Consider the following 14,646-nt stretch of genomic DNA (forward strand, 5'->3'; position numbering starts at 1 on the left):
GTTGCGCGAGGTGGGACGGGGTACGCGGACACGCTCCGGGCGCCGGCCGGGGGGTGCCCCAGCGGCCGGACGGTGTACCCGGGGGGGTGCCTCAGCGGCCGGGCGGTGGACCCGGGGAGTGCCTCAGCGGCCGGACGGCACAGGCGGCGGGCTGTCCGTCATGGGCCGGCCGACCGCGGCCATGTCCCCGGTGACGGTGGCCGGCCGGACCGGGCCCTGCCGCACCTCGGCCCGGTCGCTTCCCCACTCCCACACCCCGAGCAGCAGGACCAGCCAGGCGAGCCCGGCCAGCAGACGGCCGGTACTTCTCAGACGTTCGGTGTCGGACATCGTGATCGCATCCCTCAGACCTCTGTCTCGGACTCGGTCTCGTTCTCGGCCCGAGTCTCGGTCTTGGTCTTGGTCTCGCCGTCGTCCCGGGTGCGGCTCGCGCCGAGCGCCCGGGGCAGGAGGAGGACGGCGGTCGCCGCGGCGCCCGCGAGAACCAGGCCGGTCACCGCGTGCGCCGTACCGGGCGGGGCCGCGACGGGGTGGAGCTCCGCACAGAGCGTCATGCGCAGTGAACCCATCGTGACAACCTCCGGGTACCAGGAGACGCCCGGAGGACCGGCCCCGCATCCGCGGGCGGTGCGTCACTGCTCCGTTCGGGTGACGGGGAGGGTCGCGGAAGGTCAGACCAGGTCCACCAGGTCGGCGATCGAGTCGACGACCTCGGACGGCCGGAACGGGTAGCGGTCGACGTCCTTCGGCTGCGTCACCCCGGTCAGCACCAGGAACGTCCGCATCCCGGCCTCCAGGCCGGCGAGCACGTCGGTGTCCATGCGGTCGCCGATCATGGCGGAGCTCTCCGAGTGGGCGCCGATCGCGTTCAGCCCGGCGCGCATCATCAGCGGGTTGGGCTTGCCGACGAAGTACGGCTTCTTCCCGGTCGCGGCGGTGATCAGGGCGGCGACCGAGCCGGTGGCCGGCAGGTCGCCCTCGGCGGACGGGCCGACGTTGTCGGGGTTGGTGGCGATGAACCGGGCGCCGCCGTTGATCAGCCGCACCGCCTTCGTCAGGGCCTCGAAGGAGTACGTCCGGGTCTCGCCGAGGATCACGAAGTCGGGATCGTGGTCGGTCAGGATGTAGCCGACGTCGTGCAGCGCGGTGGTCAGGCCCGCCTCGCCTATGACATAGGCGCTGCCACCCGGCCGCTGGTCGGCCAGGAACTGGGCGGTGGCCAGCGCCGACGTCCAGATGTTCTCCACCGGCACGTCCAGGCCCATGCGGCTCAGCCGGGCGTGCAGGTCGCGCGGGGTGTAGATGGAGTTGTTGGTGAGCACCAGGAAGGGGCGGCCCGAGTCCCGCAGCTTCTTGAGGAAGGCGTCGGCTCCGGGGATCGGGACACCCTCGTGGATCAGGACTCCGTCCATGTCGGTGAGCCACGACTCGACGGGCTTGCGTTCTGCCATGTGCGGATCTCCTGCCGTACGCGGGCCTGCGTGGGCCTCAGCCTAACGAGTGACCCGATCTTGCCGGAACGGTTCAGCTTCCTGCGGTCCGCTTCCACGATCCGACACACACGGCGCCGGTCGCAGCAGGGCGGGCAGGGCGGCGACCGAGTCGAGGACGTGGGTCGCGCCCGCGCCGCGGAACTCCTCGTCGCCGTGGGCTCCGGTGCGGACCCCGGCCACCAGCCCCGCCCCGGCGCGGACGCCGCTGAGCACGTCGTAGGAGGTGTCGCCGACCACGGCCACCTGGCGCACGCCGTCGGCGGCCCTGGTACGCAGGAACGCCTCCAGCACCATGTCGGGGTACGGCCGCCCGCGCCCGCCCGCGTCGGCCGGGCAGAGGGTGAGCGGCACCAGGTAGCGCCAGCCGAGCGCGTCGAGGATCGCGTCCTGGGTGACGCGCGCGAAGCCGGTGGTCAGGACGACCGTGCGGCCCTCGGCCTGCATCTCCTCGACGGCCTCGCGGGCGCCGGGGACCGGCGCCACGAGCCCGCCGTCGACGAGTTCGCCGTACGCCCTCTCGAAGGCGGTGTTGGCCCGCTGAGCCGCTTCCTCGGCGCCGAACAGGTGCCGGAAGACGGAGATCTTCGACTCGCCCATGGTGGCGCGGACGTAGGCCAGCTTCCTGGCGTGGTCGGCGGAGCCGGGCTCGACGCCGAGTTCGGCGGCGGCCGCGGCGAACGCCTGCTCGACCAGGCCGCCGTCGGCGACGGTGGTGCCGGCCATGTCGAGGACGACGAGGCGGATGTCGTCCCGGTCGGTGGCGTGTGCGTCGGTGGTGGCGTGTACGTCGGTGGTGTGTGCGTCGGTGGTGTGTGCGTCGGTCATCTCTCTCCTCACCAGCCCAGTTCGTTCGCGGTCCGCTCGGCGATCGCGGGCGCGCAGGTCATGCCGCGCCCGCCGGGCCCGGTCACCAGCCACACCCCGGCGCGGACCTGCTGCCGGTGCACCACCCGGCTCGGGTCGGTGCACTGCGCGTACACCCCGGCCCAGCGGCGGCGGATCCTCGGCAGCGGGCGGCCGAGCAGGGACTCGACGACGGCGGCGAGGTGCTCGTACGGCTCCTCGACGGTGTCGAAGGCGAAGGGGTGCTCGTACTCGTGGGTGTCGCCGATGGTCAGGCCGCCGTCGGCGCGCTGCACCATGAGCAGCTGCATCCGGTGCGCGGCGGCCGTCGCGGACTGCGGCTGCCGGGCGTCGAGATCGTCCAGGGCGGCGGAGGCGTACGCCGGGTAGTACCGGAAGCTGTCGGCGTCCGCGACCGAGGTGGGCAGCGGCTCGCCCAGCGGGTCGGTCTGCATCATCTGCAGCCGGACCCGGCGCACCGGCAGGTCCGGGCCGGCCAGTTCCCGTACGAGTCCGCCGAGCCAGGCTCCCGTGCACAGCACCACCACGTCGGCGGCGTGGACGTCGCCGTGGTCGTCGCGGACGGCGCTCTCGCCGACGACCTCGCGGACCTCGCGGCCGGGCAGGAAGGTGTAGTTCGGGTGCTTGAGCAGTTCTGCGCGCAGGGCGCGCTGGGCGGTGCGCGGCTCGACGGCGGCGTCCCGCTCGCAGTACAGGGCCGCGTCGAACTCGCCGCGCAGGGCGGGGTTGAGGGCGCGGGCCTCGGCCGGGGTCAGCAGCTTGTGGCCGCGGGCGGCGGCGTCCGGGCGGGCCACGGCGGCCTCGGCGACGGCGCGCTCCAGCTCGCCCCGAACGGGGGTCAGGGAGCCGTTGGCGCGGAAGCCCAGCGCGGGCACTCGGCCGCCGATCTCCTCCCAGATCTCCCGGGCGCGCAGGGCGGTCTCCAGCTCCTCGCCGCCCGCCCGGCCGCTCACCCAGATCTGCCCGAAGTTGCGCAGTGAGGCGCCGCGGGCCTCGGCCTCGCGCTCGATCTGCACGACCTCGTGGCCGCGTTCCACTGCCTGCCAGGCGTGCATGGTGCCCACCACGCCGGCTCCGACGACTGTCACTTTCACGACGTCGACGCTCCTCTCGAAGGGGGAACCGGAAGAGTCCGGCCGACTACGAGCCTGGACGAGCCGCGACGATTGGGCTAGACCCGTTATCTTTTCGTGACACGACACTCCGGCAGGAGTGGCTTTTGTCTCAGCCGCGCAGGTGCGTGGCGAAGGAGAAGCGGTCCCCCCGGTACAGGCTCCGGACCCGCTCCAGCGGGCCGCCCTCGGTGTCCCGCGAGACCCGGTGGATGAGCAGCATGGGCAACGCGGGCGGCGTGCCGATGAGCAGGGCCTCGCGCGGGGTGGCGAGCACGGTCTCGATGCGTTCGTCGGCGTCGCCGAAGACGATGCCGAGCCCTTCGAGGTAGGCGTAGAAGGAGGAATCGGGGTCGAAGTCGGTGTCCAGGCGCGGCAGGCGGGCCACGGCCACGTACGTGCTCTCCAGGCCGATCCGCTCGTCGTCCGCGAGGAGCACGCGCTCCAGATGCCAGACGGGCTCGCCGCGGGTGAGGCCGGTCTCGGCGGCGAGGGCGTCGGGACAGGGGAAGCGGTCAAGGGTGACCAGGGTGCGGCCGGGTGTACGGCCCTGGCGCCGCACGCCCTCGGTGTAGCTGGCCAGGGACAGCGGCTGCTCCAGCTTGGGGCCGGCGACGACCGTGCCCCGGCCCCGGCGCCGCAGCTTGCCCTCCAGGACCAGCTCGCGCAGCGCCTGCCGCACGGTCTCGCGGGCGACGCCGTACTCCTCGGACAGATCGCGCTCGGTGGGGATCGGCCGGCCCTCCCCCAGCTCGCGGACGAGGCGGTCGATCCTCGCCTTCACCGCGTAGTACTTGGGGATCCGGCCGTGTTCCGGGATGCCGGAGCGGACCGGGGCGCCGGGGGCCTGGTCGTTCGGGTAGTCCACCCAGGGATCGTCGCAGACTCGGGCCACGCCTTCAGCGGCGCCTCCAGGTCAGTACGAGCGTGCCGCCGGCCGCCAGCAGCAGGGCGACGGCCGTGATCACTCCGTGCGGGGTGACGAGGCCGGTGCGGGCGAGCTGGTCGGCGAAGGGCAGGTCGTCGTCGGGGTCGGCGGGGTCGGCGGAGGCCGTGGGGGTGGTGGTGGAGGTGGCCGAGGGGGCTGGGCCGGTGTCCGTGTGGGCGTGGGACCGGATACGGAACCGGTAGTCGTTGGACTGCCCGACCCAGTCGCCGTCGTCGTCGTGCCGCTGTACGACGGCTGCGTTCGCGGTGACCTCGTTCGCCACGGCGTCGGAGGTGAACGAGAGCCTGACCTTCACGGTGACCGTCCTGCCCGGCCCCACGGTGAACCCGGGCAGCCCGGCGTCGAACGGGCCGACGAGTTCGTCCTGGTCGGTGGACTCGAGGCGCACGGGGTGGACGCGGGCGCCGTCGTAGAACTCCAGCCGGGTCTGGCCGGCCTTGAGGGCGCGCTTGCCGTCGACGAGGACGACGACGGGGTGGACGGCGGCGCAGGTGCCGGAGGTGGTGTTGGTGAGGTCGAGGGAGAAGGTGCCGTACCCGCCGCCCGCGCGGTAGGCGGCGGGGCCGCCGTGGATACGGCTGGTGATCGGGAAGTGACGGTCGTCCGGCCCGGCACAGGCGGGACGCGAGTCGGCCCGGGCGAGGGTGGGACCGGCCAGAAGGAGGGCGGCTGCGGCAAGGCAGGGGGACAGGGACGTGCACAGTCGCATGACCACGTGACCTTCCCGAACCCCACCCCCTCCAGGAAGCCACCCCGAACACACCCCTCGAACAGCCGCACATTTCCGCCCGACCAGCCCAGTTACCCAGCTACCCAGCTGCGGGCAGTCGTGCCTCCCCCAGTGCTCGACGCCTGGGAGGTACCCCCATGGCGGCACGGGTGGGCGCAGCGGCACCCCCACGCGGGGCAGGCGCCCCCACCCACAGCAACCACCCCCTGGGGGCGCCCAGGGGGTGCGCTCACCCCTCCCCCCGCCCGAACAACGGCGCCAACAGCAACTGCGCCGCCCCCACCGCGACCCCCCACTCCCCACCCGGCGCCACCCGAACCGGCACCCCGCAAGCAGAACTCCCACCCCGCCGAGCCCGCGCAGCGACCCCCGCGCCCACCCCCGACACGAACACCTCCGTCGCCGCCGCGACCGTACGCCCGCCCAGCAGCACCCGATCGATGTCCAGCAGCCCCACCAGATTCGCCGCCCCCGCCCCCAGCACCCGCGCCGCCTCCTCGACGTCCCCCCGCTCCACGGCCGCCAGGCACAGCGCCTCGACACACCCCCGCTCACCGCACTCGCACAGCGGCCCGTCCAGCTGGATCACCTGGTGACCGAACTCCCCTGCCCCGGTCCGCGCCCCCCGGTGCACGCTCCCGCCGATCACCAGCCCGGCCCCGAGCCCCGTACCGAGATGGAGGTAGGCGAACGAGCCGCCCTCCCCGGCGACGGCGAGCCCCAGTGCGGCGGCGTTGGTGTCCTTGTCGACGACGACCGGCAGCCCCAGGCGCGCGGCGAGCGCGTCCCGCAGCGGAAAGCCGTCCCACTCCGGGAAACCGGTCACCCGGTGCAGTACCCCCCGCGCATGGTCGAGCGGCCCGGGCAGCGCGGCGCCCACCCCGAGCACCGAGCCCGCCGGAACCGACCCGGCCGGCGGCCGCACCGACCGCTCCACGGCGTCCAGCACCGACTCGGCCCCCGCGCCGAGATCGAGCGGCGCACGCCGCTGCCCGACGACGGCACCGGTGAGGTCGACGAGGACCACCCGCAGTTCGTCGCGGTCCAGGTGCACGCCCACGGCATGCCCGGCGTCCGGCACCAGCCGCAGCACCGTGCGCGGCTTGCCCCCCGTGGAGGCGCGCCGCCCGGCCTCCGCGGCCAGTCCCTCCTCCCGCAGCCGGGCGGTGATCTTGCTGACGGCCTGCGGGGTGAGCCCGGTGCGCTCGGCCAGTTCGAGCCGGCTGATGCCCCGCTCACCGGCCGTGCGCAGCAGATCGAGCACCAGCGCGGTGTTGTGGCTGCGCACACCCAGCAGGTTCACGCCCGCCGCGTCGTTCCTGATGCCGCCGATGCCACCCACTCCGCCGATTCCGCCGTCTCCGCCCGCCCTGCCGTTCGTACCGCTCACAGCCCCATTCTCTCCGCCGCTTGCACTTTGGCAACAGCGTTGCGAAAGTGGGAGCCATGACAGGTACGACAGGCACCCCCCTCCGCGTGGGCCTCATCGGCTACGGCCTCGCGGGCTCCGTCTTCCACGCCCCGCTGATCGCCACCACCGACGGCCTGGTCCTCGACACGGTCGTCACCTCGAACCCGGAGCGGCAGGAGCAGGCCCGCGCCGAGCACCCGGGCGTGCGGACCGTGGCCGGCCCGGACGAGCTGTTCGCCCGCGCCGGCGAACTCGACCTGGTCGTCATCGCCTCCCCGAACAAGACGCACGTCCCGCTCGCCACGGCCGCGCTGAAGGCCGGACTGCCGGTGGTCGTGGACAAGCCGGTCGCGGGCACGGCGGCCGAGGCGCGCGAGCTCGCGGTCCTCGCCGAGGAGCGCGGACTGCTCCTGTCCGTCTTCCAGAACCGCCGCTGGGACAACGACTTCCTGACGCTGCGCCGGCTGATCGCCGACGGCGAGCTGGGCGACGTATGGCGGTTCGAGTCGCGCTTCGAGCGCTGGCGGCCCAAGCCCAAGGGCGGCTGGCGCGAGTCCGGCGACCCGGCGGAGATCGGGGGCCTGCTCTACGACCTCGGCAGCCACGTCGTCGACCAGGCCCTGGTCCTCTTCGGCCCGGTCACCCAGGTGTACGCCGAGTCGGTGATCCGCCGCGCGGGCGCCGAGACCGACGACGACACGTTCATCGCGCTCACCCACGCGAACGGCGTCCGCTCCCATCTGTACGTCTCCGCCACGACCGCCCAACTCGGCCCGCGCTTCCGGGTGCTGGGCTCCCAGGCGGGCTACGTCAAGTACGGGCTGGACCCCCAGGAGGACGCGCTGCGGGCGGGGGCGCGCCCGGGTCCCGAGGGCTGGGGCCGGGAGGACGAGTCCCTGTGGGGCCGTGTGGGTGCCGGGGAGTCCCCGGTGACCGGCGGCGGCCGGGCCGTACCGACCCTGCCCGGCGACTACCCGGCGTACTACGCCGCCGTGGCCGCCGCCCTCCGCGAGGGCGCCCCGAACCCGGTGACGGCCCGTGAGGCCGCCGCCGCGCTCGACGTCCTGGAGGCGGCCCGCCGCTCGGCCCGCGACGGAGTGGCGGTGCAGCTGTGACCACGAACCCGGAAACCACCCCCACCATCGAGGAGCTTCAGGCGCAGGAACGCCGCCTGGTCTTCAGCCGGTTCAGCCACGAGGACGCCTGGGTGCTGGGCTCGCTGCTGGTGGAGCTGGCGCGGGAGCGGCAGGCGCCGGTGGCCATCGACATCCACCGCGCCGGCCAGCAGCTCTTCCACGCGGCCCTGCCCGGCTCCACCCCCGACAACGACGCCTGGATCGCCCGCAAGCGCCGGGTGGTGGAGCGCTACGGCTCCGCCTCCTACCTGGTCGGCGCACGCTTCCGGGCCAAGGGCACGACCTTCGAGGACTCCTCCCGCCTGGACCCCGACACCTACGCGGCCCACGGCGGCTCCTTCCCGATCAACGTCGAGGGCGTCGGCGTGATCGGCGCGGTCACGGTGTCGGGCCTGCCGCAGTTGCAGGACCACCGGCTGGTGGTGGAGGCGCTGGAGGCTTTCCTCGACCGGTAGGGCGGTTGGCGCCGAGCCGTAGTCCCCTCGGGGGATTACCGGCGAGGCCCCACGGGTTGGGGTGCGTGTACGCGAGATGATCACCGCACCCCGCCCGGAGGGATCGGAACCGATGAGCGACACGACAGCCCCACTGAAGGAAACGGCCGCGCTGAAGGAGAAGGTCGGACGGTACGGCGTCTGGAGCATCGGCCTGCGCTCGGAGGACCCGACCCGGCGCGGCGAGATCGCCGAGGCCGCCGCCGAACTGGAGGAACTCGGCTACGGCGCCGCATGGCTCGGCGGCAGCAGCGCGCCGGGCAACGCCGCCCCGCTGCTCGAGGCGACGTCGAGGCTCGTCGTCGGCACCAGCATCCAGAGCATCTGGCAGCACGACGCCGAGGCGAGCGCGGCCGGCTTCACCGAGCTGGAGGCGTCCCACCCGGGCCGGTTCCTCCTGGGTCTGGGGGTGAGCCACGCCAGGGCCACGGAGCAGTACCGGCGCCCGTACTCGGCGCTGGTCTCCTATCTGGACGACCTGGACGCCGCCGGGGTGCCCGCCGGACGCCGGGTGCTGGCCGCGCTCGGCCCCAGGACACTACGGCTGGCCCGGGACCGGGCGGCGGGCGCGGTCCCCTACCTGGTCACCCCGGAGCACACCGCGCAGGCCCGGGAGATCCTGGGCGAGGGCCCGCTGCTGGCCCCTGAGTTGAAGGTCGTCCTGGACGAGGACCCGGACCGCGCCCGCGAGACCTCCCGCGACTACCTCGCGATGTACCTGGAACTGCCGAACTACACCAACAACTTCCTGCGCCTGGGCTTCACCGAGGACGACGTGCTGCACGGCGGCAGCGACCGCCTGGTCGACGCGGTGTTCGCCTGGGGCGACGAGAGCCGGATCCGCACCCGTGTCGAGGAGTTCCGGGCGGCGGGCGCGGACCACATGGCCCTCCAGATCGTCACCGGCACGGGCGACCGCGACGAACTCCCGCGGGAGCAGTGGCGCAGGCTGGCCGATCTGTTGAACGGCTAGGCATCCTTGAGTTCCTGGCGCTGGCGTCCCAGGCCCTCGATCTCCAGCTCGACCACGTCCCCGGAGCGCAGAAACGGCTTGGGGTCAGGCTGACCGAGGGCCACGCCGGCCGGGGTGCCGGTGTTGATGACGTCGCCCGGGTAGAGCGTCATGAAGTGGCTGACGTAGCGCACGACTTCCGCGACCGGGAAGATCTGCTCGGCGGTCGTGCCGTCCTGCTTCAGCTCCCCGTTGACCCACAGCTTGAGGGAGAGGTTCTGCGGGTCGGGCACCTCGTCGGCCGTCACCAGCCACGGCCCGAACGGGTTGAACGTCTCGCAGTTCTTGCCCTTGTCCCAGGTGCCGCCCCGCTCGATCTGGAACTCGCGTTCGGACACGTCGTGCGACACGGCGTACCCGGCGACATGCGCGAGCGCCTCCTCCCGCGACTCCAGGTAGCGGGCCGTACGGCCGATGACGATCGCCAGCTCCACCTCCCAGTCGGTCTTGGTGGAGCCGCGCGGCACGAGCACGGTGTCGTTCGGCCCGACCACCGTGTCGGCCGCCTTGAAGAAGATCACCGGCTCGGCGGGCGGCTCGGCACCGGTCTCACGGGCGTGGTCGTGGTAGTTCAGCCCGATGCACACGACCTTGCCGATCCGCGCGAGCGGCGGCCCGATCCGCAGCCCGGTCGCGTCCAGCGCGGGCAGCTCCCCGGCCTCGGTGGCGGCCCGGATCCGGCCGAGCGCCGCGCCGTCGGCGAGCAGCGCGCCGTCGATCTCCGGCACGATTCCCGACAGGTCACGCAGGGTGCCCTCGGCGTCCAGCAGCGCGGGCCGCTCCGCCCCCGCCGTACCGACTCGCAGCAGCTTCATGTTCCCCATCTCCCTCGATCGCGGTCAGCCCGGCCGAGCGACGCGACCTGGGTGCGGCGGACGCAGCCGTCGGACGACTGGTCGATCCTCCAAGGTCGGCATCCAGTCCGCAATACCCCGTTCACGTACTGGACCGTAGCCAGGTCCACGCACAGGGTCACCGGTAGAGCACCGCCCGCTCGACGGCGCTCCACGCCGTACTGGTCACCACATACAGCGCGGCGGCCAGCGGCACCACCGCCACGGTGACGAGCGTGAAGTAGGACATGAACGGCATGGCCCTGCTCACCGCACCGAGCCCGGGAACCTGCTCCCCGCCACCGAGGCCGACCCCGCCGCTCTCGGCCATGCTCCGCTTCGCGCGCAGGAAGTTGAGGGTGGCGACGGCGGCGACGACGGCGAACAGCGCGACGTACACGAACCCGGACACCCCGAAGACCTGGCCGTCCGCCAGGACGTCCGCCCACCGCCCGCCGAGCGGGGCGGCCAGCAGCCGGTGGCCGAGCAGTCCGTTGTCCTCGCCGCCGATCGTCGAGCTGGAGAAGAGGCGGTAGAGCAGGAAGAAGGCGGGCAGCTGGAGCAGGCTGGGCAGGCAGCCGGACAGCGGTGACACCTTCTCCTCGGTGTGCAGTTCGAGCACCGCCTTCTGCAGCCTCTCGGGATCCTTCCGGTACTTCTTCCGCAGCTCGGCGACCCTCGGCTGGAGCGCCGCCCGGGCCCGCTGCCCGCGCGCGGCGGCGCGGGAGAGGGGGAGGACGAGGAGTCGTACGAGCGCGGTGAACAGGACGATCGCGGCGGCGGCCGCCGAGGCGTGGAACAGCGGCTGGAGCAGGTCGGCGAGCCGCTCGACCAGGCTCGCGAAAACGGACAGCAGTGCGGACATGGGTGAGCCCTCCGGGGGTCTCTCGTCGTGCCGGGGTCGATGACATGGCGGCATGACGACCGGACCCGCGCAGGGCCGAAAAGGGGAGAGAAGAGGTGCGCCCTACGCGACGACGGTCGTCGGGAGGGCGCATCCGGGTGCCCGGGGCCGTCGCCGGCCCGCGGCGTCGGGATCGCGCTGCGGCAGGAAGGCCGTACGGCGCGCCCGGTCGCGGATGGCCGTGCGCACCCGGGTGGGCGGCACGACCGGCACGGAGCGCGCCGCGAGCAGGGCGCAGGCGACGAGCGCCGCCCCGGCCGCGACGGTGACGGAGAGGCTGCTGCCGGAGTCGAGCAGCGAGAGCTGGAGGACCAGGACCAGCAGGGACAGCAGCACGGGAGCGAGTCGCGCGCCGACCCGGTGACGGATCACGGTCGACTCCCTTCCTCGCGTCCCAGCCGTTCTCACGCAGGATCGATCTGGAGCGGCTGCAACAGCCTCTTCGGCCGCAGCAGCGCCCGGCTGACCGGATCCGCCGGGTGGGGATCGAGTCCGGGTCCCGGCACCATGATGACGTCCCGGACGGGCACGACGGTTCCGCAGGCGGGGCACTCGCCGTACGACCCGAGTTCGGTACCGCAGTCGGCGTGCCGGAAGAAGCGCAGCTGCTCCTCGCCGAAGTGCTCGCGCCCCCACAGGCCGAGCGCCCGCAGGGCGGGCCACAGGGCGATCCCGCGCTCGGTGACGACGTACTCGTCGCGGGGCGGCGACTCCTGGTACCGCCGCTTCTCGAGGATGCCCTCGGAGGTCAGTGTCTGGAGCCGGGCGGCGAGGACGGCGCGGGGGGCGCCGAGGTGGACCAGGAAGTCGTTGTAGCGCCGTATGCCGTAGAGCGCGTCGCGGACGACGAGCAGCGTCCAGCGCTCCCCGACGATCTCCAGCGCGCGGGCGATCGAGCACTCCTGCGTCGCGTAGTCCTTGCCCAGTGCCATGGGACCCACTGTAGCCACTTTTCGACATCTTGGTTCAGTGAACGAACTGAGGATGCTACGGTGACCGCAGGCACTGAGTTCAATCACTGAACCAACATGGAAGCCCAAGGCTGAACCAACGGATCCGGCACACGGAAACCGTGGATCCCCGCCCCGTCCGGAAGGACCAGGTCATGACCGGCCTCGACTCCCCCGCCACGGCAAACGCCACCACAACCGCAACCGCACTCGGCAAGGAGGCCCTCCGCGAAGAACGCCGGGCCTCGCCCCCACGCCCGCGGGCCACCCTCGCCGTGACCAGCGCCGCCACCGCCGTGACCCTGATGACGTACACGGCGCCGATGGTCACGCTCCCCGACACCGCGACCGCCCTGCACACCTCCCTCTCGGCGCAGGCCTGGCTGCTCAACGGCACCCCGCTGGGCCTGGCGGCACTCCTCCTGGTGGCCGGCAGCCTGGCCGACGACCACGGCCGCCGCCGCGTCTTCCTCGCCGGCACGCTGGCCCTGGGCCTGACCACGGTCCTGGGCGCCTTCTCGACCTCGACCTGGCAGTTCACGCTGGCCCGTATCGCCCAGGGCGCGGCGAGCGCCGCGCTGCTGGCCAGCAGCCTGGGCCTCATCGTCCACGCCTTCCCGTCCCCGCGCGGCCGGCTCCACGCGACCGGCGTCTGGGGCGCCTTCGTGAGCGGCGGCATCGCGGTCGGCCCCCTGGTCTCGGGCGCCCTGCCGAACTGGCGGATCGGATACGGCATCCTGGGCGCGGCGGCGCTGGTGGTGACGGCGCTCGGCGCACGCGCCCTCTCCGAGTCGCGCGCCCCGAGGCCCGGCCGCCCGGACGTAGCCGGCGCGCTGGCCTTCGGCCTGGCCCTGGTCGCCCTGGTGGCGGCCCTGACCCTGGGCCGGGACGGCTGGCTCCGCCCCTCGGTGGGCCTCCTGCTCGCGGCGGCGGTGCTGCTGGTCGGGGTGTTCGTGGCGGTGGAGCGCCGTACGGCCACCCCGATGATCGACCTGTCCCTGCTGCGCCACCCGCCCTTCCTGGCGTCCTCGGCGGGCGGCCTGTTCACCGGCCTGGCGGTGATCGGCCTGTTCAGCTTCCTGCCGGCCCTGTTGCAGCAGACCCTCCACCTGTCCCCCATGGCCACGGCCTGGCTGTTCCTGCTCTGGTCGGGCCTGAGCTTCGCCGTCGCGCTCCTGGCGAGGCACCTGGCCGGCCGGCTCTCCCCCCGCACGCAACTGGCCCTCGGCTTCGCCCTGCACGCGGCCGGCGTCCTGACGATGCTGGGCGCGATCGGCTCCGGTTCCTGGGTACGCCTGCTCCCCGGGCTGCTGGTGGGCGGCGTGGGCAGCGGACTGCTGAACGCGGCCCTGCCGCTGGTCGCGGTGGAGTCCGTACCGGCGCAGCGGGCGGCGATGGGCTCGGGCGCCCAGCAGACCTTCCGCTACATCGGCTCCTGCGCGGGCGTCGCCCTGACCATCGCGATCGCCACGTCGGCGGCGAGCCCGGCGCGCGGCGCGAACCTGGCGATGCTGGTGTCGGTGGGACTGGCCGCGGCGGGCGCGCTGACGGTGGCGGCGGCGCGGGGACGGTGACGCCGGCGCCCTGACGATGACGGCAGCGCGGGGACGGTGACGGCAGCGCGGGGACGGTGAGCGGCCAGGGCACACGATCCCGGCCGGCAGGTGCCTCACCTTTGTCACCGCCCGGCAGTACGGTGTCCACCATGCGCCCCGACACGCCGCCCGCCGACAACGCCGACACCGTCGACCACGCCGCCGAAGCGGCCCGCCTGGAGCGGACCGCCGGCCTGTACCCCGAGGACGCCGAGGCCCTGCTGCTCCGGGCCGCGGCACACCTGGAACTGTCCGGCGACCGCCCCGCCGCGACGGCTCTCTACGACCGTCTGATCTCCTCCGGCGACGGCCTGGAGAACCCCCACCTGGTCCGCGCCCTGAAGGCCTCCAACCTCTGGGAGTACGACCACGAGGCGGAGGCGAGGGCGATCATCGAGGGCATCCGCACGACGGCGCCCCGGGACCCGGCCCCCTGGGTGATCATCGCCGAGTCCCTGGAGTCCCACGACGAGCTGGAGTCGGCGCACAAGACGTTCACGGAGGCGGTGGACCTGCTGCTCAGGGACGTCCCGGAACCTCCGTACGCCACGCACCCCCTCCTCTTCGGCCGCCACCGGGTCCGCCGCATGCTGGGCGCGGCCCACGACACCTGGGACACCCTGGCCGACACCCTGCACACCGCCCCGGTCTCCCTGGACGAACTCCACGACCCCAAACGCGTCTGGTCCCTCGGCTCCGACAACCCGGCGGAACTCCAGGCCGAACTGGTACGCCTCCGCGCCGAACTCGGCACCTACCGGGAGGCCCTCTCCCGCCCCTTCCCGGTCGCGGTCCTCCACTGGCCGACCCAGGAACTCCAGGAACTGCTCACGGCCTACCCGGACCTCACCACGGAGTACCCCTCCCACGAGACCCACCTGGCGACCATAGAAGCGTCCCTGCGGGAACTGGCCGCCTCCGGCACCCAGAATCTCGGCATCGTCTCCGGCACCCTCCCCTCCTACGAGGCCTTCGCCGCCTCCGAGGGCTCATCACCGGCGGACACGACCCTCCTGCCCCAGTACGCGACGACTCTCGCGGCCAGGGGCCGAGCGGTGGCCTGGCCGCCGCAGAGGGAGGCGGAGTGCTGGTGCGGCTCGGAACGGCCGTACGAGACGTGCCACGGGGTTCAGCAGGCCTGAGGCCGCGGGTCGGGCGGGCCT

General features: G+C 73.4%; 17 protein-coding genes. 5 read left to right on the forward strand and 12 right to left on the reverse strand.

Annotation, left to right across the window (positions count from 1 at the left end; translation table 11 throughout):
- Window positions 1-123: 123 nt before the first annotated feature.
- The 8 genes from IE318_RS33980 to IE318_RS34015 form a co-directional block, all read right to left on the reverse strand.
- On the reverse strand, window positions 124-330 hold the full coding sequence (locus tag IE318_RS33980; protein WP_189906550.1) for a hypothetical protein: 207 nt from the start codon (window positions 328-330) through the stop codon (window positions 124-126).
- Window positions 331-344: 14 nt separating this feature from the next.
- Window positions 345-569, reverse strand: a complete 225-nt coding sequence (locus tag IE318_RS33985; RefSeq protein WP_229903926.1) for a hypothetical protein — start codon at window positions 567-569, stop codon at window positions 345-347.
- A 102-nt stretch (window positions 570-671) separates the two neighbouring features.
- Window positions 672-1,451 carry an HAD-IIA family hydrolase gene (locus IE318_RS33990; RefSeq protein WP_030185725.1) on the reverse strand — a complete coding sequence of 260 codons (780 nt, stop codon included), beginning with the start codon at window positions 1,449-1,451 and terminating at the stop codon, window positions 672-674.
- A 42-nt stretch (window positions 1,452-1,493) separates the two neighbouring features.
- Window positions 1,494-2,318, reverse strand: coding sequence for an HAD family hydrolase (locus tag IE318_RS33995; RefSeq protein ID WP_189906552.1), 825 nt, complete (start codon window positions 2,316-2,318; stop codon window positions 1,494-1,496).
- Between the two features lie 8 nt (window positions 2,319-2,326).
- The gene (locus tag IE318_RS34000; protein ID WP_189906554.1) at window positions 2,327-3,451 is read right to left on the reverse strand and encodes a TIGR03364 family FAD-dependent oxidoreductase; all 1,125 of its coding nucleotides are present in this window, start codon (window positions 3,449-3,451) and stop codon (window positions 2,327-2,329) included.
- Window positions 3,452-3,581: 130 nt separating this feature from the next.
- On the reverse strand, window positions 3,582-4,337 hold the full coding sequence (locus IE318_RS34005) for a GntR family transcriptional regulator (protein ID WP_030185731.1): 756 nt from the start codon (window positions 4,335-4,337) through the stop codon (window positions 3,582-3,584).
- Window positions 4,338-4,368: 31 nt separating this feature from the next.
- A complete protein-coding gene (locus tag IE318_RS34010; protein ID WP_189906556.1) occupies window positions 4,369-5,127 on the reverse strand; it encodes a hypothetical protein in 759 nt (252 codons plus the stop codon).
- A 250-nt stretch (window positions 5,128-5,377) separates the two neighbouring features.
- Complete coding sequence (locus IE318_RS34015) at window positions 5,378-6,538, reverse strand: ROK family transcriptional regulator (protein WP_189906558.1); 1,161 nt, start codon at window positions 6,536-6,538, stop codon at window positions 5,378-5,380.
- Between the two features lie 56 nt (window positions 6,539-6,594).
- Between IE318_RS34015 and IE318_RS34020 the strand changes: the two genes are divergently transcribed.
- The 3 genes from IE318_RS34020 (at window position 6,595) to IE318_RS34030 (ending at window position 9,162) form a co-directional block, all read left to right on the forward strand.
- Window positions 6,595-7,674 (forward strand): Gfo/Idh/MocA family oxidoreductase, encoded by a 1,080-nt coding sequence (locus tag IE318_RS34020; RefSeq protein WP_189906559.1) that lies wholly within the window; start codon window positions 6,595-6,597, stop codon window positions 7,672-7,674.
- Entirely contained in the window at window positions 7,671-8,150 is a 480-nt protein-coding gene (locus IE318_RS34025; RefSeq protein ID WP_030167460.1) for a heme-degrading domain-containing protein, read from the forward strand. Before IE318_RS34020 ends, IE318_RS34025 begins: the two co-directional genes overlap by 4 nt.
- A 112-nt stretch (window positions 8,151-8,262) precedes the next feature.
- On the forward strand, window positions 8,263-9,162 hold the full coding sequence (locus IE318_RS34030) for an LLM class F420-dependent oxidoreductase (protein WP_189906561.1): 900 nt from the start codon (window positions 8,263-8,265) through the stop codon (window positions 9,160-9,162).
- Here the strand turns inward: IE318_RS34030 and IE318_RS34035 are convergent.
- The 4 genes from IE318_RS34035 to IE318_RS34050 form a co-directional block, all read right to left on the reverse strand.
- Window positions 9,159-10,016 (reverse strand): fumarylacetoacetate hydrolase family protein, encoded by an 858-nt coding sequence (locus IE318_RS34035; RefSeq protein WP_189906563.1) that lies wholly within the window; start codon window positions 10,014-10,016, stop codon window positions 9,159-9,161. The genes IE318_RS34030 and IE318_RS34035 overlap by 4 nt on opposite strands.
- Before the next feature lie 157 nt (window positions 10,017-10,173).
- The gene (locus IE318_RS34040) at window positions 10,174-10,887 is read right to left on the reverse strand and encodes a YidC/Oxa1 family membrane protein insertase (RefSeq protein WP_030167452.1); all 714 of its coding nucleotides are present in this window, start codon (window positions 10,885-10,887) and stop codon (window positions 10,174-10,176) included.
- Between the two features lie 114 nt (window positions 10,888-11,001).
- A complete protein-coding gene (locus tag IE318_RS34045; protein ID WP_189906565.1) occupies window positions 11,002-11,310 on the reverse strand; it encodes a DUF6412 domain-containing protein in 309 nt (102 codons plus the stop codon).
- Between the two features lie 32 nt (window positions 11,311-11,342).
- Window positions 11,343-11,870 (reverse strand): winged helix-turn-helix transcriptional regulator, encoded by a 528-nt coding sequence (locus IE318_RS34050; protein WP_189906567.1) that lies wholly within the window; start codon window positions 11,868-11,870, stop codon window positions 11,343-11,345.
- 173 nt (window positions 11,871-12,043) lie between these two features.
- On the opposite strand from IE318_RS34050, the gene IE318_RS34055 reads away from it, so the two are divergent.
- Entirely contained in the window at window positions 12,044-13,462 is a 1,419-nt protein-coding gene (locus IE318_RS34055) for an MFS transporter (RefSeq protein ID WP_189906569.1), read from the forward strand.
- 131 nt (window positions 13,463-13,593) lie between these two features.
- On the forward strand, window positions 13,594-14,625 hold the full coding sequence (locus IE318_RS34060) for an SEC-C domain-containing protein (RefSeq protein WP_189906571.1): 1,032 nt from the start codon (window positions 13,594-13,596) through the stop codon (window positions 14,623-14,625).
- Window positions 14,626-14,646 lie beyond the last annotated feature (21 nt).

It is taken from the genome of Streptomyces spiralis (assembly GCF_014654675.1).
Lineage (GTDB): Bacteria > Actinomycetota > Actinomycetes > Streptomycetales > Streptomycetaceae > Streptomyces > Streptomyces spiralis.

What these genes read in the sequence shown, in the direction of transcription:
- IE318_RS34050 (WP_189906567.1), bottom strand. Translation starts at nt 11,870, where the DNA reads ATGGCACTGGGCAAGGACTACGCGACGCAGGAGTGCTCGATCGCCCGC.
- IE318_RS34055 (WP_189906569.1), top strand. Translation starts at nt 12,044, where the DNA reads ATGACCGGCCTCGACTCCCCCGCCACGGCAAACGCCACCACAACCGCA.
- IE318_RS34020 (WP_189906559.1), top strand. Translation starts at nt 6,595, where the DNA reads ATGACAGGTACGACAGGCACCCCCCTCCGCGTGGGCCTCATCGGCTAC.
- IE318_RS34035 (WP_189906563.1), bottom strand. Translation starts at nt 10,016, where the DNA reads ATGAAGCTGCTGCGAGTCGGTACGGCGGGGGCGGAGCGGCCCGCGCTG.
- IE318_RS33990 (WP_030185725.1), bottom strand. Translation starts at nt 1,451, where the DNA reads ATGGCAGAACGCAAGCCCGTCGAGTCGTGGCTCACCGACATGGACGGA.
- IE318_RS33980 (WP_189906550.1), bottom strand. Translation starts at nt 330, where the DNA reads ATGTCCGACACCGAACGTCTGAGAAGTACCGGCCGTCTGCTGGCCGGG.
- IE318_RS34030 (WP_189906561.1), top strand. Translation starts at nt 8,263, where the DNA reads ATGAGCGACACGACAGCCCCACTGAAGGAAACGGCCGCGCTGAAGGAG.
- IE318_RS33995 (WP_189906552.1), bottom strand. Translation starts at nt 2,318, where the DNA reads ATGACCGACGCACACACCACCGACGCACACACCACCGACGTACACGCC.
- IE318_RS33985 (WP_229903926.1), bottom strand. Translation starts at nt 569, where the DNA reads ATGGGTTCACTGCGCATGACGCTCTGTGCGGAGCTCCACCCCGTCGCG.
- IE318_RS34060 (WP_189906571.1), top strand. Translation starts at nt 13,594, where the DNA reads ATGCGCCCCGACACGCCGCCCGCCGACAACGCCGACACCGTCGACCAC.
- IE318_RS34010 (WP_189906556.1), bottom strand. Translation starts at nt 5,127, where the DNA reads ATGCGACTGTGCACGTCCCTGTCCCCCTGCCTTGCCGCAGCCGCCCTC.